This window comes from Sphingomonas sp. P3_C5 (genome assembly GCF_056402635.1).
Genome location: NZ_JBFUHA010000007.1, coordinates 1 through 25860, shown reverse-complemented (window position 1 = coordinate 25860; position 25860 = coordinate 1). Strand labels below are relative to the sequence as shown.

At 64.3% G+C, this 25860-nt stretch carries 23 protein-coding genes; 12 read left to right on the top strand and 11 right to left on the bottom strand.

Translation table 11 applies throughout. The features are described 5' to 3' along the window. Positions 1-45: 45 nt before the first annotated feature. Positions 46-2445, top strand: coding sequence for a hybrid sensor histidine kinase/response regulator (locus tag AC1DVS_RS17400; RefSeq protein ID WP_478025136.1), 2400 nt, complete (start codon positions 46-48; stop codon positions 2443-2445). Between the two features lie 37 nt (positions 2446-2482). After that, positions 2483-2839, top strand: a complete 357-nt coding sequence (locus AC1DVS_RS17395) for a response regulator (RefSeq protein WP_478025134.1) — start codon at positions 2483-2485, stop codon at positions 2837-2839. A 37-nt stretch (positions 2840-2876) separates the two neighbouring features. Here the strand turns inward: AC1DVS_RS17395 and AC1DVS_RS17390 are convergent, their stop codons facing one another. From AC1DVS_RS17390 to AC1DVS_RS17380, 3 genes are read right to left on the bottom strand one after another with little or no spacing between them, the layout of a single operon-like run. Then, entirely contained in the window at positions 2877-3392 is a 516-nt protein-coding gene (locus AC1DVS_RS17390) for a phosphoribosyltransferase (RefSeq protein WP_478025133.1), read from the bottom strand. Next, on the bottom strand, positions 3389-4402 hold the full coding sequence (locus AC1DVS_RS17385; protein WP_478025131.1) for an adenosine deaminase: 1014 nt from the start codon (positions 4400-4402) through the stop codon (positions 3389-3391). Before AC1DVS_RS17385 ends, AC1DVS_RS17390 begins: the two co-directional genes overlap by 4 nt. Before the next feature lie 48 nt (positions 4403-4450). Beyond that, a complete protein-coding gene (locus tag AC1DVS_RS17380) occupies positions 4451-5146 on the bottom strand; it encodes a DUF6304 family protein (protein ID WP_478025129.1) in 696 nt (231 codons plus the stop codon). A gap of 246 nt (positions 5147-5392) precedes the next feature. Here AC1DVS_RS17380 and recA point away from each other — a divergent pair, with 246 nt between their 5' ends. The 3 genes from recA (at position 5393) to AC1DVS_RS17365 (ending at position 8309) form a co-directional block, all read left to right on the top strand. Next, positions 5393-6499: a recombinase RecA gene (gene recA / locus AC1DVS_RS17375; RefSeq protein ID WP_478025127.1), complete on the top strand. Its 1107-nt coding sequence runs from the start codon at positions 5393-5395 to the stop codon at positions 6497-6499. Positions 6500-6763: 264 nt separating this feature from the next. Continuing rightward, positions 6764-7654 (top strand): class I SAM-dependent methyltransferase, encoded by an 891-nt coding sequence (locus AC1DVS_RS17370; protein WP_478025125.1) that lies wholly within the window; start codon positions 6764-6766, stop codon positions 7652-7654. A gap of 28 nt (positions 7655-7682) precedes the next feature. Continuing rightward, positions 7683-8309 (top strand): glutathione S-transferase family protein, encoded by a 627-nt coding sequence (locus tag AC1DVS_RS17365; RefSeq protein WP_478025123.1) that lies wholly within the window; start codon positions 7683-7685, stop codon positions 8307-8309. 437 nt (positions 8310-8746) lie between these two features. On the opposite strand, the gene AC1DVS_RS17360 is transcribed toward AC1DVS_RS17365, so the two are convergent. Further along, on the bottom strand, positions 8747-10063 hold the full coding sequence (locus AC1DVS_RS17360) for a dicarboxylate/amino acid:cation symporter (RefSeq protein WP_478025122.1): 1317 nt from the start codon (positions 10061-10063) through the stop codon (positions 8747-8749). Between the two features lie 118 nt (positions 10064-10181). Here AC1DVS_RS17360 and AC1DVS_RS17355 point away from each other — a divergent pair, with 118 nt between their 5' ends. Genes AC1DVS_RS17355 through AC1DVS_RS17345 form a run of 3 tightly spaced genes read left to right on the top strand, consistent with a single transcriptional unit; the run spans position 10182 to position 12682 of the window. Further along, a complete protein-coding gene (locus AC1DVS_RS17355) occupies positions 10182-10502 on the top strand; it encodes a hypothetical protein (RefSeq protein ID WP_478025121.1) in 321 nt (106 codons plus the stop codon). A 39-nt stretch (positions 10503-10541) separates the two neighbouring features. Next, positions 10542-11795: a M24 family metallopeptidase gene (locus tag AC1DVS_RS17350; protein WP_478025119.1), complete on the top strand. Its 1254-nt coding sequence runs from the start codon at positions 10542-10544 to the stop codon at positions 11793-11795. After that, on the top strand, positions 11792-12682 hold the full coding sequence (locus AC1DVS_RS17345; protein ID WP_478025117.1) for a diacylglycerol/lipid kinase family protein: 891 nt from the start codon (positions 11792-11794) through the stop codon (positions 12680-12682). Before AC1DVS_RS17350 ends, AC1DVS_RS17345 begins: the two co-directional genes overlap by 4 nt. Positions 12683-12866: 184 nt before the next feature. Here the strand turns inward: AC1DVS_RS17345 and AC1DVS_RS17340 are convergent, their stop codons facing one another. Together AC1DVS_RS17340 and AC1DVS_RS17335 are read right to left on the bottom strand one after the other, a co-directional pair. Then, a complete protein-coding gene (locus AC1DVS_RS17340) occupies positions 12867-13199 on the bottom strand; it encodes a hypothetical protein (RefSeq protein ID WP_478025115.1) in 333 nt (110 codons plus the stop codon). A gap of 141 nt (positions 13200-13340) precedes the next feature. Then, positions 13341-15017 (bottom strand): hypothetical protein, encoded by a 1677-nt coding sequence (locus AC1DVS_RS17335; RefSeq protein WP_478025113.1) that lies wholly within the window; start codon positions 15015-15017, stop codon positions 13341-13343. A 105-nt stretch (positions 15018-15122) separates the two neighbouring features. On the opposite strand from AC1DVS_RS17335, the gene alaS reads away from it, so the two are divergent. Beyond that, on the top strand, positions 15123-17780 hold the full coding sequence (gene alaS / locus AC1DVS_RS17330; protein WP_478025112.1) for an alanine--tRNA ligase: 2658 nt from the start codon (positions 15123-15125) through the stop codon (positions 17778-17780). A 60-nt stretch (positions 17781-17840) separates the two neighbouring features. On the opposite strand, the gene AC1DVS_RS17325 is transcribed toward alaS, so the two are convergent. Further along, positions 17841-18827: a hypothetical protein gene (locus tag AC1DVS_RS17325; protein ID WP_478025110.1), complete on the bottom strand. Its 987-nt coding sequence runs from the start codon at positions 18825-18827 to the stop codon at positions 17841-17843. Between the two features lie 142 nt (positions 18828-18969). Between AC1DVS_RS17325 and AC1DVS_RS17320 the strand changes: the two genes are divergently transcribed. Beyond that, the gene (locus AC1DVS_RS17320) at positions 18970-19197 is read left to right on the top strand and encodes a hypothetical protein (RefSeq protein ID WP_478025108.1); all 228 of its coding nucleotides are present in this window, start codon (positions 18970-18972) and stop codon (positions 19195-19197) included. 34 nt (positions 19198-19231) lie between these two features. On the opposite strand, the gene AC1DVS_RS17315 is transcribed toward AC1DVS_RS17320, so the two are convergent. Together AC1DVS_RS17315 and AC1DVS_RS17310 are read right to left on the bottom strand one after the other, a co-directional pair. Further along, positions 19232-19993 (bottom strand): NRDE family protein, encoded by a 762-nt coding sequence (locus tag AC1DVS_RS17315; RefSeq protein WP_478025106.1) that lies wholly within the window; start codon positions 19991-19993, stop codon positions 19232-19234. 54 nt (positions 19994-20047) lie between these two features. Beyond that, the gene (locus tag AC1DVS_RS17310) at positions 20048-21277 is read right to left on the bottom strand and encodes a polyhydroxyalkanoate depolymerase (RefSeq protein WP_478025104.1); all 1230 of its coding nucleotides are present in this window, start codon (positions 21275-21277) and stop codon (positions 20048-20050) included. A gap of 124 nt (positions 21278-21401) precedes the next feature. Here AC1DVS_RS17310 and AC1DVS_RS17305 point away from each other — a divergent pair, with 124 nt between their 5' ends. After that, a complete protein-coding gene (locus AC1DVS_RS17305; RefSeq protein WP_478025102.1) occupies positions 21402-22058 on the top strand; it encodes a glutathione S-transferase in 657 nt (218 codons plus the stop codon). 9 nt (positions 22059-22067) lie between these two features. Here the strand turns inward: AC1DVS_RS17305 and AC1DVS_RS17300 are convergent, their stop codons facing one another. Continuing rightward, positions 22068-22508, bottom strand: coding sequence for an HD domain-containing protein (locus AC1DVS_RS17300; RefSeq protein ID WP_478025100.1), 441 nt, complete (start codon positions 22506-22508; stop codon positions 22068-22070). Positions 22509-22594: 86 nt separating this feature from the next. Continuing rightward, complete coding sequence (locus AC1DVS_RS17295; RefSeq protein WP_478025099.1) at positions 22595-24358, bottom strand: cation:proton antiporter domain-containing protein; 1764 nt, start codon at positions 24356-24358, stop codon at positions 22595-22597. A gap of 38 nt (positions 24359-24396) precedes the next feature. Here AC1DVS_RS17295 and AC1DVS_RS17290 point away from each other — a divergent pair, with 38 nt between their 5' ends. Continuing rightward, positions 24397-25611, top strand: a complete 1215-nt coding sequence (locus AC1DVS_RS17290) for an FAD-dependent oxidoreductase (protein WP_478025097.1) — start codon at positions 24397-24399, stop codon at positions 25609-25611. The last annotated feature ends 249 nt before the right edge of the window (positions 25612-25860 follow it).

Sequence of the window (25860 nt, the reverse complement as noted above, 5' to 3'; positions counted from 1 at the left end):
ATTCTAACCCCTTGACGCGCGGGCCGCGCGCTTCATGAGAAGCGCATGGCCAGCCTGCCCGCCCCCCGTGCCACGACTCTCAGCCCAGCGCGCAGTGCCGCGCTGGTCGCGGGCGGGTGCGGGCTCGCGGCGGCGCTGATCATCCTCGCCGTCACGCGCAACCTGGCCATCGCCGGCGGTTTCTTCGCAACGGCGCTGATGCTGGCAGCCGGGCTGATCATCTTCCGCCGCCTGTTCCCGCCCGCGCGCGCCGAAGCGCCGGAGCCGGATTGGAGCGTCGCCCGCGCCCTTGCGGCAAGCAGCCCGGAGGCGGTCGCGATCACTGACCGCGCCGGCCGTCTGGTATGCGCGAATGGGCGCTACGAGACCCTGTTCAGCGGCTTCCCGACCCCGCCGGCGCTGCCGCTCGACGATGCCAGTGTTGCGAGCCTCAGCACCGCGGGGCGCTCTGCCTGGCGCGATGGGCTTGCCTCAGTCGAGAGGCTGCTCGCGCGTGGCACGCCGCTCAAGGTGGAGATCGAACGGGCAGGGGCCGATGACGATCTGCTGGTCTGGCGCTTCCGCGGCACCGAGGGGCTCGATCTCGCCGCCAGCGTCGAGAATGTCATCGCCGGCCCGACCGGCGACAGGCTTGCCTCCGCCGGAATCATGGCCGCGCTGATCGGCCCTGATGGCCGCATCCGCGCCGCCAACCGCGTACTCCGCGCCCGGGCGATGGGGCATGAGGAAGGCGCCGTGCAGGGCCGCGATTTCGCACGCTTCCTCATCACCGACAGCCACGGCCTTGTCCGGTTCGAGCGCGAGGGGCTGACGGGCGCACCGCTGCGGGTCCTGCAGATCCCGTTCCTTGATGGCGAGGACGCGCCGATGCTGGTCGCGCTGCTCGATGAGGAAGGCGGTGCCAGCGAGCCGGCGATCGGCGCCAGCGCGGCCGCGCATGTCCGCAGTCTCGTCTCGCTGATGCCATTCGGCATGGCGCTGATCGACCGCGACGGCCGCTTCCTGCAGATGAACGACGCGTTCGCCCGTGCGGCCCAGGTCGATCCGTCCTCCCCGCCGCTTTATCCAGGCGATCTGCTGGTCAAGGAGGACAAGGGCGTCGTCGCCGATGCGGTCCGCCGCTTCGCCAATGGTGCCACCCATTCGACTGATCTCGCGGTTCGCCTGAAGGACCATCCCGACGAGCCGGTCGCGCTCTCGATCGCCGGCGCGCGCGGGCTTGGCGACGCCGCGGTGCTGCTCAGCCTCAAGGACAATAGCGAGGAGACCCGTCTCAAGCGCGAGGTGGCGCAGGCGACCAAGATGCAGGCGGTCGGCCAGCTCGCCGGCGGTGTCGCGCATGATTTCAACAACATCCTGACCGCCATCATCGGCCACTGCGACCTGATGCTGATGCGCCATTCGCCCGGCGACAGCGACTATGACGACATCCAGCAGATCCGCGCCAATTCGAACCGCGCGGCGAGCCTGACGCGCCAGCTGCTCGCCTTTTCGCGCCAGCAGACCCTGGTGCCGCAGATCCTGCAGCTCCCCGATGTCATCTCCGAAGTCTCGACCCTGCTCAAACGGCTGCTCGGCGAGACGGTCACGCTCACCGTCAAGCATGGCCGCAACCTCGGGCCGGTCCGAGCCGATCCGGGCCAGCTCGAACAGGTCGTGGTCAATCTGGCGGTCAATGCGCGTGATGCGATGCTGGCGAAGGACCCGCGCGGCGGCGGGACGCTCTCGATCCAGACCATGGCGGTTACCGCCGCCACCGTGCGCCGCATGGCATCTGACATATTGCCGATCGCCGATTATGTCGCGCTCGAGATCGCCGATACCGGCGGCGGCATCCCGCCCGAGATCATCGGCAAGATCTTCGAGCCGTTCTTCACCACCAAGGAAGTCGGCAAAGGCACCGGGCTCGGCCTTTCGACCGTCTATGGCATCGTCAAGCAATCGGGTGGCTATATCTTCGCGGATAACCGCGATGCCGGGGCGGTGTTCACCATCTACCTGCCGGTCCATGCCGCGCCCCAGCAGGCCAGGCCGGCCTCGCTGCCGGCGCTGTCGAAAGACAAGCCGACCGATCTGTGGGGCACGGGTACTATCCTGCTGGTCGAGGACGAGGACATGGTCCGCGCCGTCGCCGAGCGTGCGCTGGCGCGCCAGGGCTATACCGTGCTGACCGCTGAAAATGGCGAGGTCGCGCTCGATGTGCTGGCGAAGAACGACCGGCCCGACCTTCTGATCTCCGATGTCGTGATGCCGGTGATGGACGGGCCGACAATGGTCCGTAAGGTGCGCGCGCGCTATCCCGATCTGCCGATCCTGTTCATGTCGGGCTATGCCGAGGAGCAGCTGCGCCGGTCGATCGATCTCGACAATGTCGCCTTCCTCGCCAAACCCTTTTCGGTGCAGCAGCTTGCCGAGGCAGCTCGCGCAGTTTTGAATGCGAAATGATTTGGCGCCGAGCCGAAGCGCAGACTAAGAAACCGGAATGACCGCCCCAAATCGCATCCTCATCATTGAGGACGAACCCCTGATTGCGATGATGCTCGAGGATTTCCTCGACGTGCTCGGCAAGCAGCTGGCCGGCACGGCCGATTCGGTTGCCGACGCGCTCGCGCTGGTCGCGGCGGGCGGCATCGATGCGGCGATCCTCGACGTCAATCTGCGCGGCGGCGAGAAGAGCTGGCCGGTCGCCGATGCGCTTATGGCGAAGGGCGTGCCCTTCGTGTTCGCGACGGGCGGCTCGCAGGACAGCATCACCGAGCAATATCGCGGGCATGCGACATTGCCCAAGCCGTTCACGATGGATGCGGTGGCGAAGGTGCTCGACGGGCTGACTGGCTGACCTCTTGTGAGGGTCAGGATCAGCTTAGGCGATCAGCTCAGGCAATCCTCTCCGGTACCGCGGCTGCATCCTGGATCAGCGATTGCGCCGGGGCGACTGCTTCCCAAGGGAATACGAACCAGTCCTTGTTGAAGGTCCGGTCGATCGTTCGCGCGCGATATTCGACCTTTTCCGCTGAACTCGCATTGTCGATCAATGTGGCGAAGCGGATGCTCTGCGGTGCCGCATCCGCGGCCCGCAACGCGCCGCGCAGATGCGCGATGGTCCGCCCCGAATCATTGATGTCGTCAAGGAACAGCAGCCGGTCACCACCCTGGGTCCGTCGGGCGAGCTTCACCAGAGGCTCGTCGGCGAAGTCTTTCACCTGCGAGGAATAATCCACGGACAGCATCGGCAGCCCGGTCGCGTGGCTGAGATAGACCGCCGGTGCGAGGCCGCCGCGCCCGATGCCGATGATGAAATCGGGTTTCCACGCGTCATCGGCGAGCTGCAGCGCCAGGGCGCGGATTGCGGCGACGAACTCTTCATGCGTGATGTCGGCGAAAACGGTCATTGATTGGCTCCCACATAGGCGTCGAGCGTTTCGAGATGCGCCGCCACCACATCGTCGTTCAGGAAGGATCCCAGGAAGCTGTTGCGGGCCAGCAAGGCGAGATCGTCGCGGTCGAGCCCGCGTGCTTCAGCTGCGGCCCGGTAATTGTCGGCGATATAGCCGCCGAAATAGGCGGGATCATCCGAGTTGATCGTCGCGCGCAGGCCGGCTTTCAGCATGCGGTCGATCGGATGCTCAGCCATGTCGCCGACCACGCAGAGCTTGAGGTTGGAGAGCGGGCACACCGTCAGCGTCATGCCCGTCCGCGCCAGCCGCGCGGTGAGGATCGGGTCTTCGAGGCTGCGATTGCCATGGTCGAGCCGGTCAATGTCGAGAAGGTCGAGCGCCTGCCAGACATAGTCGGGCGGCCCTTCTTCGCCGGCATGCGCGACGAGGCGCAGGCCCTTGGCCCGCGCCGCCGCGAACACTCGGGCGAATTTCTCGGGCGGGTGTCCGAGCTCGGACGAATCGAGGCCCACTGCGTCAATCCGGTCGAGCCAGGGCTCGGCAGCCGCGAGCGTGGCGAAGGCGGCGTCCTCGTCGAGGTGGCGCAGGAAGCTCAGGATCAGCTTCGATGTCATGCCATGCCGCGCTTTCGCATCCGCCATGCCGGCAAGCAGGCCAGTGATCACCGTGTCGAAGGCGATGCCGCGATCGGTGTGCGTCTGCGGATCGAACATGATTTCGGCATGGACGACACAGTCTGCGGCGGCCCGATCGAAATAGGCGACTGCCAGGTCTCGGAAATCCTGCTCGGTCTGCAGCACATTGGCGCCGGCATAATAGATGTCGAGAAAGTCCTGGAGGTTGGAGAAGGCATAGGCAGCCCGCACCTCTTCGACGCTCGCGAACGGGATCGCGATATGGTTGCGTTTCGCCAGCGCGAACATCAGCTCGGGCTCGAGACTGCCCTCGATATGGAGATGGAGCTCGGCCTTGGGCAGGCCGGTGATGAAGTCATGGTCGGTCATGCCGCTTCATTGCCCGGGGCGGGCAGGGGGGCAAGGGCGTCTTTCGTCTCAGCCGCGGTATCCGGTGCCGGCAATGCGCGACGTGAAGTCCTCGCAGAGATAGGTTTCCTGGACCTGGCGATCAAAGCGGTCATGCACGACCCAGAACGCGTCTTTGCTGTTCACTCGACTATATTCCGCCTTGATGTTCCTGAAACACATCATGCTGCCAATGAGGCCGTTGCCGGCTGGGCTATAGTCAGAATATTGACAGAAGAGGCAGCTCTTGATGCTGGTCCCCATAGGAAGTTGGCGCGCGAGATCATGCAACTCATCTTCAAAATAACTGGTATTGCCAGAGGACAGGAGGCGAATATTGGAGAAGGTCAGTGTCAATTTCAGCAATTCGCTGCTGATCCCGCCATGCGGCGGCGGCTTTGGAGCACCCAAGTGGAGATCGACCTTCAGGTCAGCTACTGTGTCGATTCCCTCCATGAGAATCGAAAGGGGCATCGTCAGCGAGATGTCGCACGCGCAGAGGTCATTGCAGAGGTCATTAGTGAATCCAACCAGCGAAGCGGCGGGGGTGTCCGGGTCCGGCTCGAGACTATCGAATGATTCGCCGCGAAACGTCACGCCGAGAACCGTCATGGTGAAAGCTTCACCGTCATTGGTGAAAACGGCCGGAAATGTACCGCGCTCATCGGCATAGGAGCCTCGATAGATAACGAGCGGGGCTTCCTCAGGATGTATACCGCCAGCCATGTCGTTCCATCGCGCCTGATTGCTGAGGAGGCGAGCCTATTTGGCGCATCCCGCTGGCCGGCTTAGCACGGATCAGTTGCGATCGCTGAACGATGAATGCGGGTGCCCACGCCTATTTTTACAGGCTTGGGAACGACGGAACAAAAAAAGATCGTTCTCCACTTGTTCTTACAGAACAAACCATATACGAAGCTTCCAACACGCATTGAACGCGTGAGGCGAACAGTCTAGCGATGGAGGCTCCTAATGGCGGTATCTTTGAAGGTCATCGACAGCAAAATGGCAGCATCCACAGACAAGGCGAACGAGAAAGCTTCAGGCGAGCGCGCCAAGGCACTCGAGGCAGCACTCGCGCAGATCGATCGCGCTTTCGGCAAGGGCAGCGCGATGCGGCTCGGCTCGAAGGAGACGATGCAGGTCGAGGCGATCTCGACCGGCTCGCTCGGGCTCGATATCGCCCTCGGCGTCGGCGGCCTGCCGCGCGGCCGGGTGATCGAGATTTACGGGCCGGAGAGCTCGGGCAAGACGACGCTTGCACTGCATGTCATCGCAGAGGCGCAGAAGACTGGCGGCACCGCGGCGTTCGTCGATGCCGAGCATGCGCTCGATCCGGTCTATGCCAAGAAGCTTGGGGTCAATATCGACGAGCTGATCGTCTCGCAGCCCGACACCGGCGAGCAGGCGCTCGAGATCGTCGATACGCTGGTGCGTTCCAACGCGATCGATGTGCTGGTGGTCGATTCGGTCGCGGCGCTCGTGCCCCGCGCTGAAATCGAGGGCGAGATGGGCGACAGCCATGTCGGCCTTCAGGCACGCCTGATGTCGCAGTCGCTGCGCAAGCTCACCGGCTCGATCAGCCGCTCGCGCTGCATGGTGATCTTCATCAACCAGCTGCGCATGAAGATCGGCGTGATGTATGGCAACCCGGAGACGACGACGGGCGGCAATGCGCTGAAATTCTACGCCTCGGTCCGCCTCGATATCCGCCGCACCGGCCAGATCAAGGATCGCGAGGAGATCATCGGCAACACCACCCGGGTGAAGGTCGTCAAGAACAAGGTCGCGCCGCCGTTCAAGCAGGTCGAGTTCGACATCATGTACGGCCAGGGCGTGTCGAAGATCGGCGAGATCCTCGATCTCGGCGTCAAGGCGGGGCTGGTCGAGAAATCGGGCGCCTGGTTCTCCTACGACAGCGTTCGCATCGGCCAGGGCCGCGAGAATTCGAAGACCTTCCTTAAGGAAAATCCGGAGATGGCCGATCGCCTCGAAAAGGCGATCCGGGCCCGCACCGACAAGGTCGCCGAAGAGATGATGGTCGGCCCCGAGGCGGACGACGGCGACGAGGATATGTGATCTTCTTCTCCTCTCTTCCCCAAGGGAGAGGAGAAGAAGAAAAGGGGGCGGCTTGCCGGCTCCCCACTTCAAAAGTTCAGCGGCGTTCTCCCCGTCGCAAAACCCGGAAAGGCCCGCCCGCGTTGGTGGGCCTTTCATATTTTGGCCCGCTTTCCGGCAGCGCGTTTGCGCCTCGCGTCGGGCCAGCCTAACCTTGCGCGCCAACGCCGCTCCGCCGGTGCTATCAGGCTCCCCGAGATTCCCAAGATCAGGATGACACTGGATATGGCGACACCTCAGAATCCGCCCAAAACCCCGGACCCGAGCGGGGCGATTCGCACCTTCAGCCCCAGTGATTGGGAGGGCTCGGTTGGCGATGTCTGGGCCGCTGAATGGGTGCGTACCGATCGCAGCTTTGCCAGCCTCGCGCCGCACCTCAACGCAGCCGCAATCGCGGCTGTCGCAGGGCAGCCTGCGCCTTGGATCCTCGATATCGGCTGCGGCGCCGGTGCGACCAGCATGGCTCTGGCGGCGGCGCTGCCTGACGCCGACGTCCTCGGGGTGGATATCTCCCCCGGGCTCGTCGCCACGGCCCGGGCTCGCAGCGGGGACTTGCCCAATCTGCGCTTCGAACTGGGCCCGGTCGAGGCAATCGCCGGCGACCATGCCCCGATCGACTTGTTCGTCTCGCGCCACGGCGTGATGTTCTTCCCGGATCCAGTACCCGCCTTCACAGCGATCCGGGCGGCGGCGGCGCCGGCTGGGCGGCTGGTCTTTTCCTGCTTCAGGTCGATCGCACTCAACCCCTGGGCGGAGGAGATCGTCGCGGCGGTACTCGGCGCGCCGCCACCGCAGCCGAGCGGCTATATGCCGGGACCGTTCGCCTTTGCCGACCCCGATGTCGTTCGCGCGCTGCTGACCGAAGCGGGTTGGCGGGATGTGGAGGCGACTCCGATCGACTATATCTATCATGCGGGCGCCGGAGCCGACCCCGTGGGCGACGCGCTCGATCTGTTCGGCCGCATTGGTCCGGCAGCAACCCCGCTGCGCGCGGCGCCCCCGGAAGAACGCCCGGCTATGGCGGCGCGTCTCGCCGCAGTGCTGGAACGCTACCATCAGGGCGATGTTGTGGATTTCCCTGCCGCAGCGTGGCTATGCTCCGCGCAGAGCCAATAATGAAGGCAATAATGACGGGAGAGCGCGCATGACGATTATCGTCCATCACCTCGAAAATTCGCGCTCGCAGCGCATCCTCTGGATGCTCGAGGAGCTTGAGCTGCCCTATGAGGTCAAGCGCTATGAGCGGAACAAGCAGACAATGCTCGCCCCGCCCGAGCTGAAGCAGGTCCACCCACTCGGCAAGTCACCGGTGATCACTGACGGCGACACCGTCGTCGCCGAAACAGGCGCCATCATCGAATATCTGGTTGAGAAGGCAGATGGCCGGCTCGGTCCGCCCGCGCACCGCGAATCCGTGCTGCGCTACCGCCAGTTTCTCCATTATGCCGAGGGCTCGCTGATGCCGCCCTTGCTGGTGAAGCTGGTCCTCACCCGGGTTCCCTTGCTGGGCAAGACGGCTGCAAAGCGGATCCAGCCGATGATCGACGTCCATCTCGATTATGTCGAATCCGAGCTGTCGCAGCGCGCCTGGTTCACTGGCGACGAGATGACAGCGGCCGACATCATGATGAGCTTCCCGCTCGAGGCGGCCCGCAGCCGCGCCGGACTCGGCCCGTCGCGCCCGCACACCATTGCGTGGCTCGACATGATCCATACCCGCCCAGCCTATCAGGCGGCACTCGCGCGGGGCGGGCCTTATGCTTATGCGTAACCGCCTCGTGAAAAGCGACGACCTTCAGATCCGGCTGGTTCGACGGTCCCTGACGAGGCGAACCATTGCTGATCGCCACCCCATTCTCGAGGCTACGAAATTCCCTGTTAATTCGCAGGAACAGGGAATTTATTCTTTTTTTGACGCCGTCTCCAGCCGCGTTAAGAATATATTCTAAATATTACCGTGGTTTATAGAATTCTCCGTCAGCGTGCTCAGCCCGGAACAGGGAATAACAGGGAAATTAACAGGGAAATACGGCGCGCAGGCGCCATCCGTGGCGTCGCGCGCAGCATCCAAATAGCCAGACCGTGAGAAAGAGCAGCCCGGGCTTCTTAGACGTCCCGTGCACATCCTATGATCGATCCAGCGATGAGGTTGAATCGCGCCATGGGTCTGGACGGACGGCGCGCTGTCCGGATTGCAGTCTCAGCGCGCTAGCCGTGACCGCTGAGCCCATGGCTCGGCGCATGTGGCGGCTCGGCCTCGGCCGGTTCGGGCGGGTTGAAGCCGCCCTCCCATTTCGCGACGACGCTCGCCGCGACGGCATTGCCGACCACATTGGTCGCCGAGCGGCCCATGTCGAGGAAATGGTCCACGGCAAGGATCAGGCCCAGGCCATATTCGGGGATGTTGAACAGCGGCAGCGTCGCCGCGATCACCACCAGGCTGGCGCGGGGCACGCCGGCGATTCCCTTCGACGTGACCATCAGGATCAGCAGCATCGTGATCTGCTGCCCGATCGACAGGGGCACATTATAGGCATGGGCGATGAACAGCGACGCGAAGGTCATGTACATCATCGAGCCGTCGAGATTGAACGAATAGCCGAGCGGCAGCACGAAGCTGGCGATCTTGGGCGGCACGCCGAAGCGCTCGAGCGCTTCCAGCGTGCGCGGATAGGCGGCCTCTGACGAGGCAGTGGTGAAGGCCAGGATGACAGGCGCGCGGACATAGCCGATCAGTCGCACGATGCTGCGGCCCACGAACAGGAAGCCGAGCCCGATCAGCAGGACCCACAGCACGGCGAGCCCGGTATAGAAGCTCGCCATGAAGAAGCCGAGCTTGCCGATCGCGCTTGGCCCGCTCTCGGTGAGCGTCGCCGCAACCGCGCCGAACACCGCGAAGGGGGCGAAGCGCATCACATAGCTGGTGATCTGCAGCATGATCGCGACCAGCCCTTCGATCGCGCGGACAATGGGTGCCGCCTTCTCGCCGATCGCGGTCAGCGCCACGCCGAAAAAGACCGAGAAGACCACGATCTGAATGATCTCGTTGGTCGCCATCGCGTCGATCATCGATGAGGGGACGATATGGGTGACGAACTTCTCGATGCTGAAGGCGTCGGTGGCGACCGGCACGCCGGCCTCAGCTGTCGGCAGGGTCAGGGTAAGCGAGATATCGAACCAGCTCGCAATCTCCATCGACAGATGGAACATCAGCAGCCCGAGCGTGAGCGACATGAGGCTCGCGCAGATGAACCAGCCGAGCGACCGCAACCCGACACGGCCCAGCGCGCCGGTATCGCCCATATGCGCGATGCCGACCACGAGGGTGGAAAAGACCAGCGGCGCGATGATCATCTTGATCAGGCGGAGGAAAACCGTGGTGACGATCAGGAAATAATGCGCGATCGTCGTCAGATATTTGGCGCTTTCGGGGGTTCCGTCATCGAACCGCCAATGGATACCCCATCCGACAATGCCGCCGAGCACCAGCCCGATCAGGATATACAGCGTAAGGCGCTTGGCCATCAAAACTCCCCCGGAATGCGGCGGGCAGGGAAGGGGATTGCGGCGGCGCGGTCAAGGGCCTTATGTCCAGTCCTGCCCGACCCCCGTTTCGACTGGGCTCAATCCGAGGAATCATGGCATGAACCCCTTCGTCCTGATCCTGCTGCAAGCCGCGACGCCGGCACCTGCCGAGCCGCCGCCGCCGCCCTATCAGATTTCCAATCTGCCGGGCGGTGCCTTCCTGATCACCGTCGCGAGGTTGCAGGCGAACCAGCTTGCCCTGGTCGAGGAGGATCTCGACCGTGCCGCCGCCAACCGTTGCGAGATCGGCGAGCTCAGCGCGACTGGCCAGACTTATGACCAGGAAACCGACAGCGCCGGCAATCCGGCACCGGTGATCACCAATCTGCAGCTCACCTATAAATGTCCGCCGCCGCCCGAGCCGCGCAAACATCCCTGATCCTGGCACAAGACCCAAGCCCAACCGGAGTGCCCCTGCATGTTGTTGACCCGCCGGAGCGCACTGGCCGCAGCCGCGATCCTGCCGTTTCTGAATGTGCCCGCGGTCCTGCGCGCCGCGGAGCCCGATCTTTCCGCACTCGCCGATATTGCCGCGGGCACCGCGCCGATCGATGAGGCTGAGCGCCGCGCGCGGATTGCGCGGGCGCAGGCGCTGATGAAGGCGAACGGCATCGGCGCGGTGCTGATCGAGGCGGGCTCATCACTGATCTATTTCACGGGAGTCCGCTGGGGCCGCAGCGAGCGGCTGACCATGGCGGTCCTGCCGGTCGAGGGCGACGCCTGCATCGTCACGCCTTTTTTCGAGGAACCTTCGGTCCGCCAGACGCTTGGCGTGCCGGCCGAGGTGCGCGTTTGGCAGGAGGACGAGGATCCGCTGAAATTGGTCGCGGGGTTCCTTAAGGAGCGCAAGCTCGACGGCCGTCCGATCGGCATCGAGGAGACAGTGCGCTATTTTGCGGTGACCGGCTTGGCACGCGCACTGCCGGGCGCGAAGATCGTCAAAGCCGATCCGGTCGTGCGCGGCTGCCGGATGATCAAGACCGCGCCTGAGATCGCGCTGATGCAGACCGCGACTGATGTGACGATCGCCGCTTATCGCTGGGCGTGGCCGCGCATCGAGAAGGGGATGACGCCGGCCGATATCGGCGCGTTGATGAACGCAGCGACCCGCAAGCTGGGTGGCGACCCCGAATTCGCGCTGATCCTGATCGGCGAGGCTGCCGCCTATCCGCATGGCAGCCGCGCGCCGCAGATGGTGGCGGACGGGCAGATCGTGCTGATGGACTGTGGCTGCACTGTGCAGGGCTATCAGTCCGACGTCTCGCGCACCTTCGTGTTTGGCACCGCGAGCACGGAGCAGCGCAAGGTCTGGGGCGATGTCCATGGCGGCCAGGCAACCGGCTTCGCCGCCGCGCAGCTGGGCGTGCCGGCGGGTAGTGTCGATGATGCGGTGCGCCGCCATTACGAGGCGCTCGGCTATGGCCCGCGCTACCGGCTACCCGGCCTGTCGCACCGCACCGGACATGGCATCGGACTCGATGGGCATGAACCGGTCAATCTCGTCCATGGCGAGACGACGCCGCTTGCGCCCGGCATGTGTTTCTCGGACGAGCCCGGGCTGTATCTGCCGGGCAAGTTCGGGGTGCGGATCGAGGATTGCTTCCATATGACCGAGAGCGGCCCGAAATGGTTCTCGCAGCCGCCATCCTCCATCGACGCACCGTTCGGATGACCGGCCCAATCCCGGTTCTGGTCAATCGTAGCGGCGGCACCGCTGCGGCGAAGGGCGACAAGCTCGGCGAGGAGATCGAGGCTGCCTTCGTTGAGGCAGGCGTTGCGATCGACCTCCAGCTGGTCGAGGGCCATGCGCTCGCGGGCGCCGCAAAGGCCGTCGCGGGTCAGCCGCTGGTGGTGGTCGGCGGTGGTGATGGCACGCTGGGCCGTCTTGCCGGCATTCTGGCCGAACAGGGCTCGACGCTCGGCATATTGCCGCTCGGCACGCGCAACCACCTCGCGCGCGAGCTCGGCGTACCGCTCGATCTGCCGGGCGCGGCTGCGTTGATTGCGGCAGGAACGGTGCGCACGATCGACCTTGCCAGGGTCAACGGCGAACCTTTCATCAACAACGCGTCGATCGGTCTTTATCCCCAGCTCGTCCGCGAGCGCGAGCAGCGGGACACGCCGAAATGGATCGCTGCTATCCCTGCGAGCTTTGCCGCGCTCAGCCGGATCAAGCACCACCGGCTGCATCTCGCTTTGCCGGGACGCGGCGCAGATAGCGACATCGTCACGCCAATGCTGTTCGTTGGCAATAACCACTACACGCTCGAGGCGGGGCAGATCGGCAAGCGCGACGCGCTCGATGGCGGTGTTCTCTCGATCTATGCGGTCGCGGCGCGGCGTCGGCTGGCGCTGATCGGTTTCGCGGTCCGCACCCTGGTCGGCCGGGCGCGCCGCGACAGCGATTTCGCGGCAATCGGCGACACGCCCGAGTTCGAAGTTCGCGGCCGCTCCGACGATATCGACATTGCGCTCGATGGCGAAGTGATGACGCTGGCGATGCCGCTGCGGTTCGAATGCCAGGCGGGGGCACTGAAGGTGGTGGCACCGGCGGGCTAAGGTACCCCGCGGCGATGCGTTTGCTGGCTGCGATTAAAAAACAGCCAGTTATCAGCCAGCGCGCCAATTTACGTCATCGACACTGCGAAAGAGCGGGGCGCTGATTGCGCTCGCGAGGCAGCGAAGCAGATGGTGGCCTTGCAAATCGGCGCCATTGATGCACGCGGAAACTGTGGGTGCAGGGTCAGTCCGTTACCCGCCTGACGGAGGCTACATGGCCCTGCGGATCCAGCTTTATGAGCAGCCACTCGTTATCGATCGGAAAAATGCTGCCGTCGTTGCCGAGTACGTAGATCATGTCCGTTCCAGTCCATTTGTCTGTTGGCGTAGGCGGACCGAGCAACGCGGTGATCTGGCTTCGGGTCATACCCTGGAGGCGGTAACGCTTCTGCAGGTCGGGGACCATGTCAGCGCGAGCGCGCCCATTCAGATCGGCGTTTTTCCATTGAGCTTGATCGAAACTGTTGCCCATCGAACAACCAGTGATCAACAGGACAAGGAAGAGGAAGCTGCGCATTGTCTGGGAATAGCTCTGACCGGCGATAACCGCCAGCGTGTAGCTAGCCGCGGGTAGGTGTACGAGTCAGCGGCCCTGTGAGAGAGGTAAGGGCCTCCACGCACATCCGCCAAGCGCAAGCTGCTCAATTGCGAGAAGCACTCAAATCGCCACCAGTTCGAGTGCCGCCTTGTCGCCCCGCCAGCCGCGCGCGACCAGCGCGCGGTCCTTTGCCGCTGCTTCGGCCATGCCGAGCGCGGTCTCTGCATCGGCCCGCACTGACTGGGTGACGGGATCGTTGAGGCGTCGGGCGAGGACGATGTTCGCCTGTTCCAGCGCTTCTTTGGGCTTCCCGGCGGCCAGCAATGCGGCCGCATAGCTGCGGCGCACCGGATACCACCAGGCTGGCGGATCGCTGAGCTGCGCCATCATCTTCTTCTCGTCGAGCGCAGCGCCTTTTTCGAAGGCCTTGGCCGCGAGCAGCGGATGCCCCTCGATCATCGCGGCACGGCCCTCGAGCACGAAGCGGGCGATCCGCATCAGTTGCGCGGCGTGCGCTGTCAGGTCCTCCTGCTTGGCGGGGCCTAGCCGCTCGGGGATCAGCGCGAGCTCGGCACGGACACCCGCAGCGTTGTGGAGCCGAGCCTGCGCCTCGCCACGGGCATAATGCCAATAGGCGCGCGCGAAGCCGAGCTTCTCGCCTGGATCGGGCAAAGCGAGCACATCCTTTGGTTCGGCGAACCGCGCCTGGGCTGCATAGGCGGTGCCCATCGCCATCTGGACAAAGGCGTTGGTGGCGTCCGGGTTTCGCGGTCCCGCGGCGAGCATCGGGGCGCTGAGCGCGAGGGCATCCTTGCCGTCGCCCGACATCAGCGCACCGCCGACCCCATATTGGACGTTGTGACCATGATAGGGGAGCAGCCACTCGCCGCCCGGCTGGGGCAGGCCCTGGCGCTTCGCATTCTCGATCCCCATCGCGACCGCGCGGACATTGGCATCGGCCGCGTCCTGATAGCGCCCTACCCAGTAGAAAGTATGGGAAGGCATATGGACGAGATGGCTCGCATGCGGCGCAAGGGTGGGCAGGCGATCGGCATAGGGCTCGGCGCGGGCCGGGAAGCCGCTCATCTCGGTCGCGTGGATGTAGAAATGGATCGCGGGTGTGTAATCCGGATTGCGCTTCAGCACGGTCTCCAGCAGCGCCACGGCGCGCGGCATGTTCTTCGCCGTGCCAGCCTGGGACGAGGGGACCATCCAGGCGTCTGCCGCGATGACGGCGATCTCGTCATCCTCGGGGTATCGCACGGCAAGCGCGTCCATCGCCCTGGCAAAGGCGCGATCGCCGGCGCCGGTGCCACCGCCATTGACGTAGCGCAGCTTCAATGCGGCGATCAGCTCGCGTTCCTGTGCGGGCGACGCGGGCGTCAGCAGCTTTTCCGCCGCGTCGACCTTGCCCGCAGCTTCCTTCAGTTTGGCGGCATCGATTGCATAGTTGATCGTCGGCCCGTCACTCCAGGCAGCGCCCCACAGGCACATGGCACAGCTCGGATCGAGCTGCACCGACCGGGCGAACGCAGCTGTCGCAGCCGTGTGCGCGAACGCGTGAGCGAGTTGCATGCCATTATCGAAGAATGCCTGCGCCTCCGGGTTGAGGTGCGTGACGGCAAAGCCGCCGCCGCCATAGCCGGGCATGATCTCAGGGATGCGCGGGGGCGGCGCATCATCACCGCCGCAGATGGCGACATTGGCGAGCAGGGCTGAAAGCGGTGGCGTCATGGCGCTATCGCTCACACTTGCGGGCAACAGGGCCAGCAAGGGCAGGAATATCCAGGCGCGCATTCGACTTTCCCCATTTGGCCCCGTAGCGGGACCATAAAGCAACACTATTCGCCCGGCCACAGCGATCCGCTTGAGAAGCGCGCGCGCGGCGTCTAAGTCGCGAGCATGACATCGACCAACGACATCCGCCGCAGCTTTCTCGACTATTTCGAAGGCGAGGGGCACGCCCGTGTTCCGTCCGCACCATTGGTGCCGCACAACGACCCGACGTTGATGTTCGTCAACGCAGGGATGGTGCCGTTCAAGAATGTCTTCACCGGCCTGGAGACGCGGCCTTATTCGACCGCGACCTCTTCGCAGAAATGCGTGCGTGCCGGCGGCAAGCATAATGATCTCGACAATGTCGGCTACACCGCGCGCCACCACACCTTTTTCGAAATGCTCGGCAATTTCTCGTTTGGCGATTATTTCAAGGAACGTGCGATCACGCTCGCCTGGAATTTGCTGACCCGGGAATGGGGCATTCCAGCCGACAAGCTGACCGTCACCGTCTATCACACCGATGACGAGGCGTTCGACCTTTGGCGCAAGATCGCTGGCCTGCCCGAAAGCCGGATCATCCGCATCGCCACCAACGATAATTTCTGGTCGATGGGCGATACCGGGCCGTGCGGGCCCTGTTCCGAGATTTTCTATGATCATGGCGACCATATTCCCGGCGGCCCTCCCGGCAGTCCGGAAGAGGATGGCGACCGCTTCGTCGAGATATGGAACCTCGTCTTCATGCAGTTCGACCAGGCGGCGAGCGGTGAGCGCACCAGCCTGCCGCGGCCGTCGATCGACACCGGCATGGGGCTGGAGCGCGTCGCGGCGGTGCTGCAGGGGGTGCATGACAATTACGATACGGACACGTTCAAAGCGCTTATCGCTGAATCCAGCGCGCTGACCCAGACTCCGAGCACCGGCGCCACCCAGGCGAGCCACCGGGTGATCGCGGACCATCTGCGTGCATCGGGCTTCCTGATCGCTGACGGCGTGTTCCCGGCCAATGAGGGGCGCGGCTATGTGCTGCGCCGGATCATGCGGCGGGCGATGCGGCATGCGCATCTGCTCGGCGCCAAGGACCCGCTGATGAACCGGCTGGTGCCGTCGCTCGTCGCCGAGATGGGTGCCGCCTATCCGGAGCTGGTCCGTGCCCAGGCCTCGATTGAGGCTACGCTGCTGCAGGAGGAGACCCAGTTCCGCCGTAAACTGGTGAGCGGCCTGCGCCTCCTGGACGAGGCGACCGCCGGCATGGCGGTGGGGGAAACGCTTGCGGGTAGGACCGCCTTCAAACTCCACGACACCTACGGCTTCCCGTATGACCTGACCGAGGATGCGCTACGTGCTCGGGGGCTTAATGTCGATCGCGCTGGCTTTGACGCGGCGATGGAGGAACAGAGGATTAAGGCGCGCGAGGCCTGGACGGGTTCGGGCGACCGCGCTTCAGATGAGATCTGGTTCGACATCGCCGAGGAATCGGGCGGCACTGAGTTTCTCGGTTACTCGGCCGAGGAAGGCGAGGGCGTGGTGGTCGCGATCGTCAAGGATGGCGCGCGGGTGGAGCGGGCCGAGGCCGGCGAGACAGTGGATATCGTCACCAACCAGACGCCCTTTTACGCCGAAAGCGGCGGGCAGGTCGGCGACACCGGCAGCGTCAGCAACGAAGGCGCACGCGGTTTCGTCGAGGATACGCGAAAATATCTCGGGCGGTTGTTCGCGCACCACACACGGATCGAGAAGGGCGAGATCGCGGTTGGCGACACGCTGTCGCTGGTTGTCGATCATGGCCGACGCGGGCAGATCCGCGCCAATCACAGCGCCACGCACCTGCTGCACGAGGCGCTCCGTCAGCGGCTCGGCCTCCATGTCGCGCAGAAGGGCAGCCTGGTTGCGCCCGACCGGCTGCGCTTCGATTTCTCGCAGCCAACTGCGATCGAACCCGGCGCGCTGGCGCTGGTTGAGGCGGATGTGAACCGCCAGATTCGCGAGAATGGCGAGGTCTCAACTCGCCTAATGACGCCCGACGAGGCTATCGAGGAAGGCGCGATGGCGCTGTTCGGCGAGAAATATGGCGATGAAGTCCGCGTCGTGTCGATGGGGCGCGACGGGCAGAAAATCTATTCGCTCGAACTCTGCGGCGGCACACATGTGAAGGCGCTCGGCGATATCGGGCTCTTCAAGATCATCGGCGGAAGTCTTGTATCGAGCGGCATCCGGCGTATCGAGGCGCTGACTGGCGAGGCGGCGCGGCAGTGGTTCACTGACCGCGACGAGAAGCTGCGCGAGGCGGCTTCGGTGCTGAAGGCGACGCCGGACGAAGTGCCGGCGCGGGTCGCGGCTCTGGTCGAGGATCGGCGCCGGCTCGAGCGCGAGTTGGCCGAGGCGAAGAAGGCGCTTGCGCTTGGCGGCGGTGGGGCTTCGGCACCTGCCGGGCCTGAGCAGGTCGGGGGGGTCAATTTCGTCGGCCAGGTGATCGACGGCTTCGATGCCAAAGGCCTGCGCGGCGCGGTGGACGAGACCAAGCAGCGGATCGGCTCTGGCGTGGCGGTGATCGTCGCGGTGAACGACGGGCGGGCGTCGATTGCAGTCGGTGTCACCGAGGATCTGGTCGCGACCTATAACGCCGTCGATCTGTTGCGCGCGGCGGTTGCCGTGCTTGGCGGGCAGGGCGGCGGTGGCCGGCCAGACATGGCGCAGGGCGGCGGGCCAGATGGGGCCCAGGGCGCCGAGGCGATCGAAGCGATCAAGGCAGCGATCGAGGCACGGCACGAGGTGGCTTGAGCCGTCTGGCGGATTGAAGCCGCTCGCTGGACGATGCGAGCAACCTCCGAACCGCGATCATCAGATCTGCGACAGGTCCACCTTGATATCGACAATGGCACCGGCGCCGAGCGCGCTCGGTCCCCAGACAACCTTGCCGCTCGCGGATCCGCTTGGGGCTACCATGATGGTGACTGGCGTGGCCAACGGCACGGCAAAGCCGCCTGAGCCGGGAAAGCGGCGCTTGTCGCGAAACAGCCAGCGAAAAGCGGGTAGCCTGAGATTGCGGGCGTCGATGGTCCCGATCACGGCCGCTGGGCCGGAATTGAGGCTGAGCAGGATGTCGAAACTGTTGTCGACGGCGACCGCGGATGTATTGATGACCGCCAGCCAAGCTTCAGTGGGCGCCGGTTTCGGCTGATCCGTCTCCATCGAGAGCGAACGATAGCCGAGCGCGCGGAGCATTTTGTTGACCCCCGCGCTGCCGCCCGCAATGACGAGGGCGGAAACGACACTCGATGCCCAACCGCCCGCGACCTGCGGCGCTGTCGAATACGCTGCGATCAACAGCCCGACTTCGTCGAGATCGAATACCCGCACGAGTACCAAAGCCGCTATGAACGTGACCAGGGGATTGACTGTCTTGCCATCAAAACTGGCTAGCCAGGGCCGCCAGTGAAACAGCACAGCCAGCGCGGATTCCAGAATAACCGCGAGGATGAAGAGGCGAATCAGAAGTCCGATCGACTTCACAATGGCGGAATCGTCGGCGGCTGAGTTCTGCGCTGTCCTCGTAGTTGTTGTCGTGGTCGAGCTGGTCTGCGCCGCCGGCGCGGCGGTCGGTGCCGGTGCCGGAGAGTCAACCGGGGCCTGGGTGGAATTGGTGACGGGCGCGGTCGCGTTGACCGCGGCGGACGCTGGCCCCGCGAAGGGCGCGATGGCGAAAGCCAATGCGATAGTCGCCTGAAAGACATGTCTGCTCATGCGCATGGTCTGCTCCCCCCTCATCCCCGGGAACGCTTTTCTTTTCCCACTGCGCATCTCACGCGTTCCCGGCACGGCGAACAAGGTGATTTTCCACCGCTTCGGTTGTAGTTTGATTGCACCATCCAGGACGAATGCACATGGACCCGTAGCTTCGGGCGGCGTAGCTTTTGGCATCAATGGTCACGAGTGGACTCCGAGATGGGCGGATTGCATGGCCGGGTTCATGGCTAAAGGTGAGCTCGCCACGCCGGGGCGTCGGGCGCTGAGTCTCGGGGCGCTTGCTTTGGGTGCGACGGCATTGGGCGTGCTCTGCGTCGGCGCATTGAGCATCGGGGCAGCGAGCATCGGCGCATTGCATATCGGCAGGGCTCGGATCCGCAAGCTGCGGATCGATCAGCTCGAAGTCGGCCGGCTCATCGTGACGGACGCTGTGGAGCACCGCGAACTCTGACCAGCGGACTGCTGAACCGCGATCGAGGGCTGCCTTATTCGGGCCACGCGAATCCCAGCTTTGTCCGCCCGGTCTCCGACCCTTCAGCCGAGAAGCGCCGCTCGAGAATAGCGCCTTGGCCATTCATATCGATTGCGACGACTGTGCTGCACCGGGTGCCGTAAACCGGATTGCGGATAAAGATCGGCGAGTGGTTCGGCTCTTGCGGCACATCGGACGGCGTCGCGGGATCGCGGCCGATATCGGGCAGGATTTCCTCGCGCAGGCCGGTGAACAGCATCTCGGGGTCGGTCGCGTCGGCGGTGATCCAGTCGAGCAGCACCGATTTGAGGCGCATCGTCTTGGGCCAGGCCTCGTCGAGCTTGCCGTTGGAGAGGCCATACAAACCCGAGGCGAGCGTGGTTCGAGCGGCTTCGGGACGGTTGGTCATGAAACACGCGCCCTGCTGGTCAGCGATGATAAGGTTCACTGGGTTGAAGGCGGTGAGATCCGCCGTGCGAGGATCGGCGAAAGTGCCTTCGCCCGTCAGGTAATCGGTCACCAAGGCGCCGCGCGAGGCGAGGTTCGGATTAGGCGGCTCGAAGCCGCGCAGATTGGTGACCACGGCGAAACGGCCCTGCTCCGATACACCGAGCCAGGTGCCCCCAGATTGCAGGTCGCGGCCTGCGATCAGATGGGCCGGCTGCTCCCAGCGCTCCAGCGGCTGCGCCGGGCGGGCGTGATATTCGTCGCGATTGCCGGCCGCCAGCAGCCGCCAGCGGGGATGCGCTTGCCACGCAAAGGCCAGGACACACATGGCGGTTGCTTTAGGAGGACGCTGTCGGATCGCCAAATGGGTCCGCGCCCCAGTTCAGCTCATTGCCAGCACCAGGTTCCGCACCTGCGGATAGATCTGCTTTTCCCATTTGCTGCCCGAGAACAGCCCGTAATGGCCGACGCCGGGCTGGAGGTGATGGCGCTTCAGATGTGGGCGCAGGCTCGAGCAGAGTTCATGTGCGACCGAGGTCTGGCCGACCGCGCAGATATCATCGCGTTCGCCCTCGACGGTCAACAAAGCGGTGCGGTGGATCGCCGAGGGCTTCACCAGCCGGCCGCGATGTTCGAGCATGCCGCGCGCCAGCAATGCCTGCTGGAAAACGCGATCGACCGTTTCGAGATAGAATTCAGCGGGCAGATCGAGCACCGCGAAATATTCCTCATAGAAATCCTGGATCTTCGCGGCTTCAGCGTCATTGCCGTCAGCCAGCAACTGATAGAGCAGACGGTGCTGCGAAGTGTGGCGATCCATGTTCATCGCCATGAAGGCGGTCAGTTGCAGAAAGCCGGGATAAACACGGCGGCCCGACCCCGGATAGCGCCACGGCACACGCGAGATGAGCTTTTCCTCGAACCATTCGATCGGCTTGCTCATCGCCAGATCATTGACTGCGGTCGGTGCGATCCTCGTGTCGATCGGGCCGCCCATCAGGGTCATGGTGCGCGGCTGGGCGGGGTTTTTGTCCTCAGCCATGATCGCCACCGCGGCGAGCGCCGGCACGCAGGGCTGGCACACAGCGAACAGATGCGACCGGGGGCCGAGATGCTCGAGAAAGGCAATGACGTAGTCGATATAGTCATCGAACCCGAACGCGCCGTCTGCCAGCGGCACATCGCGGGCATTCACCCAGTCAGTGATATAGACATCATGATCGCACGACAGCTGCTGGACCGTGCTGCGCAGCAGCGTGGCGAAATGACCTGATAGAGGCGCTATCACCAGCATCTTCGGCTGCGGGGTCTCGACATCATCCTTGGCGAAGTGGAGCAAGTCGCCGAACGGCAGCCCCATCACGACCTCCTCGCGCACTGACACTTCGCGGTTGCCGACTATGACCGTGCCGATATCGAAAGCCGGGCGACGATGGGTGACACGCGCATTCGCGGTGACGTCGATCAGCGCGTACATGCTCCGCAGCACCGGCCAGGTCTCTGAAATCGCCCGGAGACTGGTGGACCTGTCCCGCATTGCCAGCGCCGCCCGACCCGTCCGGCGGAACGGGGTCATGCTATCGGTCCAGGCCTGATACAGGCTGTACAGCATCGGGTAATGGCGCTCCCTGGCAGAAGGCCGCCCCCGGCTCTTCCATTTCCAGCTGGATGGTGCATTGTTTGCTGCACCGCGTCATGGAAAAAATGCACGTGCGCGGAACAGCTGGGGAAAAGCGATGGCCAGGGCGCTGCTGACGATCTCAAGCAAGACCTATTCCTCATGGTCGTTGCGGGGCTGGCTGCTGTGCCGACTCGCGGGACTCGACGTGGACGAACAATCGATTTCGCTCGACGATCCGGCGGTGCGCGCTGAATTGCTGCTCTTGTCGCCCTCGGTTCTTGTGCCGAGGCTTACCCATGAGGGCGCAAGCGTCTGGGATACGCTCGCAATCGCCGAATATCTGAACGAGCTTTATCCCAAGGCCGGGCTCTACCCAGCCGACCGGATTGCGCGGGCGCATTGCCGCTCCGTCTCCGGCGAAATCCATTCGGGGTTCTTCAATCTGCGATCAGCGTTGCCGATGAACCTGCGCGCTGAGCACAAGACCTTCCGTATCTTCGCGGGCGCTCTGCCTGATATCGAGCGAATCGAGGCGATCTGGGCCGAATGCCTGTCGCGCTATGGCGGGCCTTACCTTTTTGGCGCGGCACCCACGGTAGCGGACGCGATGTTTGCGCCGGTGACGCGGCGTTTCCTGACCTATGAGGTGACGATGACGCCCGTGACTGCCACCTATTGCGCGACCATCTCGGAATGGCCGCCGATGAAGGAATGGATCGCGGCGGCGCTCCAGGAGCCGGAGGAGATGGAGGAGCTCGACGTCGAGTTTTGAGCAGGGCCTTTATTTGCTGCGCGCCAGCCGGTCGGAGGCGCCAGCGGCGATTCCCTCAAAAGCCAGATCCAGCTCAGTGAACACAGCCCAGCGATCGGCCCCAAGCTTCTCGGCAACGGAGTCGATCACGCTGAGTTCGAGTTCCTCTTCGCGCTTTCCCTTCCAAAGCTTGTCCGCGAGCGCCACGGATCGTTCCTCGAACGAAACGTCCGGCGCTTCCCAAGCGGCATGCGACACGCAACACCTTGCGACATGGGGCTGAACACCGTTGGCAAGCATGAGCTTTTCGCCAGCGGGTTCGTGTTGGGAACCCGGGCCATCGAGTTCGCCCGGGAAAAGCACCTTCCCTGCGTCATGAACCGCTGCGCCTAACTCGATATGCTCAGCGTCGAAATCGACACCGATCTCCCGATATTTCGCCATGAGCAGATCGGCCGCTTCGCCAACCAACCGAACATGGACAATCAGTCGTTCGGGTGCTCCCAGCGAGGATAGGAGCCGATATGCGTCGTGCCGATCATTGAGCCTCACCGCCACTAAAGATCCGCCTTGCGCGCGCGCCTGAGCCGCGGCTCACGCTCCATATCGGCCGCGCCCTTGATCTCCTTGCGCAGTTCGTCGCGCTTTTCGTGGATCGAGGCGATCACCGGGCCGACAGCGACGCCAAGGTCGACCAGCACCGCTTCCGACAATTGCAGGGAGCTCTCCAGCGTTTCGGGCACCGCATCGGTGGCGCCGGCGCGGTAGAGCTCGGCTGCGTGGGCTGTGTCGCGGGCGCGGGCGACGATCGTAAGGTTCGGCACCCAGCCGCGCACGCGGCGGGTGAGTTGCACGCTCAGCACCGGATCGTCCATCGTCAGGATCAGCGCAGCGGCCCGGCCGAGGCCGAGCTTGTCGACCAGCTCGGAGCGCGCGACATCCCCGAAGATCACCGGATAGCCCTCGGCGCGCGCTGCCTTCACCGCATCGATATCGGCTTCGACCGCGATGAAGGGCTTGCCATGCACCTTGAGCATGTCGGCGACCATCCGCCCGACCCGGCCGAAGCCGATGATGACCGTGCCCGGGCCTTCGAGCGGAATTTCCGTCTCAGCCACCGCGCCGCGCTGCTCGATGCGCCGCGCCACTTTCTGCCCGAGCCAGGCGAGGAGGGGCGTGATGGTCAGTCCGATCGCCGTTACCGTCTGCCAGAAGCTGGCAGTCGCCGCAGTGATCAGCGCCGCCTGAGCCGCCGCGCCCAGCACGATCAGCGTTGTTTCGGAGGGGCTGCCCATCAGCACGCCTGTCTCAGCTGCGACACCGGTTCGGATGCCGGCGAATTTCAGCAGCCCGAACGTCACCATCGCCTTGACGACGACGACCGCGGCGATCGCAGCCGTCAGCGGGACCCAGTTGGCGAGGATCATGCCTAGATCGAGGCTCATGCCGACGGTGATCAGGAACACGCCGAGCGCCAGGCCCTTGAACGGCGCGGTCATTACCTCGACCTCGCTGTGATAATCCGTCTCGGCGATCAGGACGCCGGCGAGCAACGCGCCGACGATCGGCGAGAGACCGACGGCGGTGGTCGCGAGGCTGGCGACGATCACCACCAGCAGCGAGGCTGCGAGGAAAAGCTCGGGGCTCTTGGTCCGCGCTGCCTGGGCGAACAGGCGTGGCAGAAGGAAACGCCCACCGATGAACATCACGGCGACCGTCAGCACACCGCGTCCGATCACACCGAGAATCGGCACCCAGCCATTGCCGGAACCGGGACCGAGCGCCGCCAGCGCAAAGATGATCGGGACGAGCGCGAGATCCTCGAACAGCAGCATCGCGAAGGCCGAGCGTCCGACCGGGCTGCTCGTGCCAGCAATCGGCAGCACCAGGGCGGTGGAAGACAAGGCCAGTGCGACGCCGAGGCCCATCGCGCCGGCCCAGCTCTGGCCGGTCAGGTGGATAGCGACGCCGATGATGAGCCCCGAGCCGATAAGCTCGGCGGCACCGGTGCCGAACACCAGGCTCCGCATCGACCAGAGACGTTTCAGCGAGAGCTCGAGGCCGATCGAGAAGAGCAGGAGGATGATGCCGAATTCAGCGAAGGGTTCGATCGCATGTGGATCGGAGATCGTGATATAGTAGAGCCAGGGATAATCGCGGGCGAGCGCGCCAAGGCCGGACGGGCCGACCAGGAGGCCGACCAGGATGAAGCCGATCACCGGGCTGATCTTCAAGCGGGCAAAAGCCGGGATCACCAGCCCGGCCGCGCCGAGGATCACCAGCGCGTCGCTGAAGCCTTTGTTGTCCAGTCCTAATGCCATCGAGGAACCTAGCCACAGCGAAGGAGGTTTGTCAGCCAATGACTGATGCAGATGTGGTCATTATTGGGGGCGGGCCCGCCGGGATGGTTGCGGGGCTGTTGTTTGCGCGAGCCGGCGTGAAGACGCTGGTGCTGGAGAAACATGCCGATTTCCTGCGCGATTTCCGTGGGGATACGGTTCACCCGTCGACCCTGCGAATCTTTCATGAGCTCGGCATGCTCGAGGAATTGCTGAGGCGGCCGTACAACAAGGCCGAGGAGTTGAACGGAAGGATCGGCGGCAGGGTCGTCAAGATCGCCGATTTTCGCCACCTCAACGTGCCGGCGCCCTTCATCGCGCTGATGCCGCAATGGGAGTTTCTCGATTTCGTGGCCCAGGCCGGGCGGCGCCTGCCGGCCTTCACGCTGCGCCAGAGCTGCGAAGCGACGGGGTTGATCGAGGAGAGTGGCCGGGTTGCGGGTGTGCGTACCAGGGACGGCACCGAGATCCGGGCGAAGCTCGTCATCGCCTGTGACGGGCGCGATTCGCATTTCCGGGCCGGCTTTCCGCATGTCGATATCGGCGCGCCGATGGATGTGTTCTGGTTCCGCATCCCGAAACAGATCGAGCCCGAGAATGACAGCATGGGCGTGTTCGATACCGGGCGCGTCTTCGTGCTGATCGATCGCGGCGACTATTATCAATGCGCCTTCGTCTTCCCCAAGGGCGCCGCTGACCGAGTGCGCGGGGAGGGGATCGATGCCTTCCGCGACCGGGTGCGGGCGATCGGGCCCGAGACGGCGACGGTCGATGAGGGCGTGAAGAGCTGGGATGACGTGAAGCTGCTGACCGTCACCGTCGACCGGCTCGAGAAATGGGATCGCCCGGGGCTGCTGGTGATCGGCGATGCAGCGCATGCGATGTCGCCGATCGGGGGCGTCGGGATCAATCTTGCGATTCAGGATGCGGTCGCGGCGGCCAATCTGCTCGCGGGACCAATGGCGGCGGGTGAGGACCCGGATCCGTTGCTCCACAAGGTCTATGACCGCCGCATCCGCGCGGTGAAGCTGACCCAGGGGATGCAGAAGCTGGTGCAGGACAATATCGTTGCGCCAGTGTTGGCGAGTACGGCACCAATGGATGGGCCGCCGCTATTTGCGCGGTTGCTCGACCGGATCGAGCTGTTGCGGCGCATTCCGGCTCGCGTGGTGGGGATGGGGTTTCGACCGGAGCATGTCCGCTCGCCCGAGGCTGGCGAGCGGAGTCCACGCTGACGTCATGCCGGACTCACATGAGGAGTTTGTGGTCAAGAGGTTTGCCTATGGCATGTTGGTTCTCCTTGGCTATTTGCGGATGTCAGGTCTGAGCCGTTTGGCATGACGCGGCCGGATTGCCCGACCTGGTCCAACTCACATACGGTCGCCGCGCAGGACGGCTGCACCATGATCCCGCTTGCGACGGGCGAGGCTCAGGCGACGGGACCATTCTTGTTTTCGGCTCTTTAAGGAGCCAGTCCAGCATGC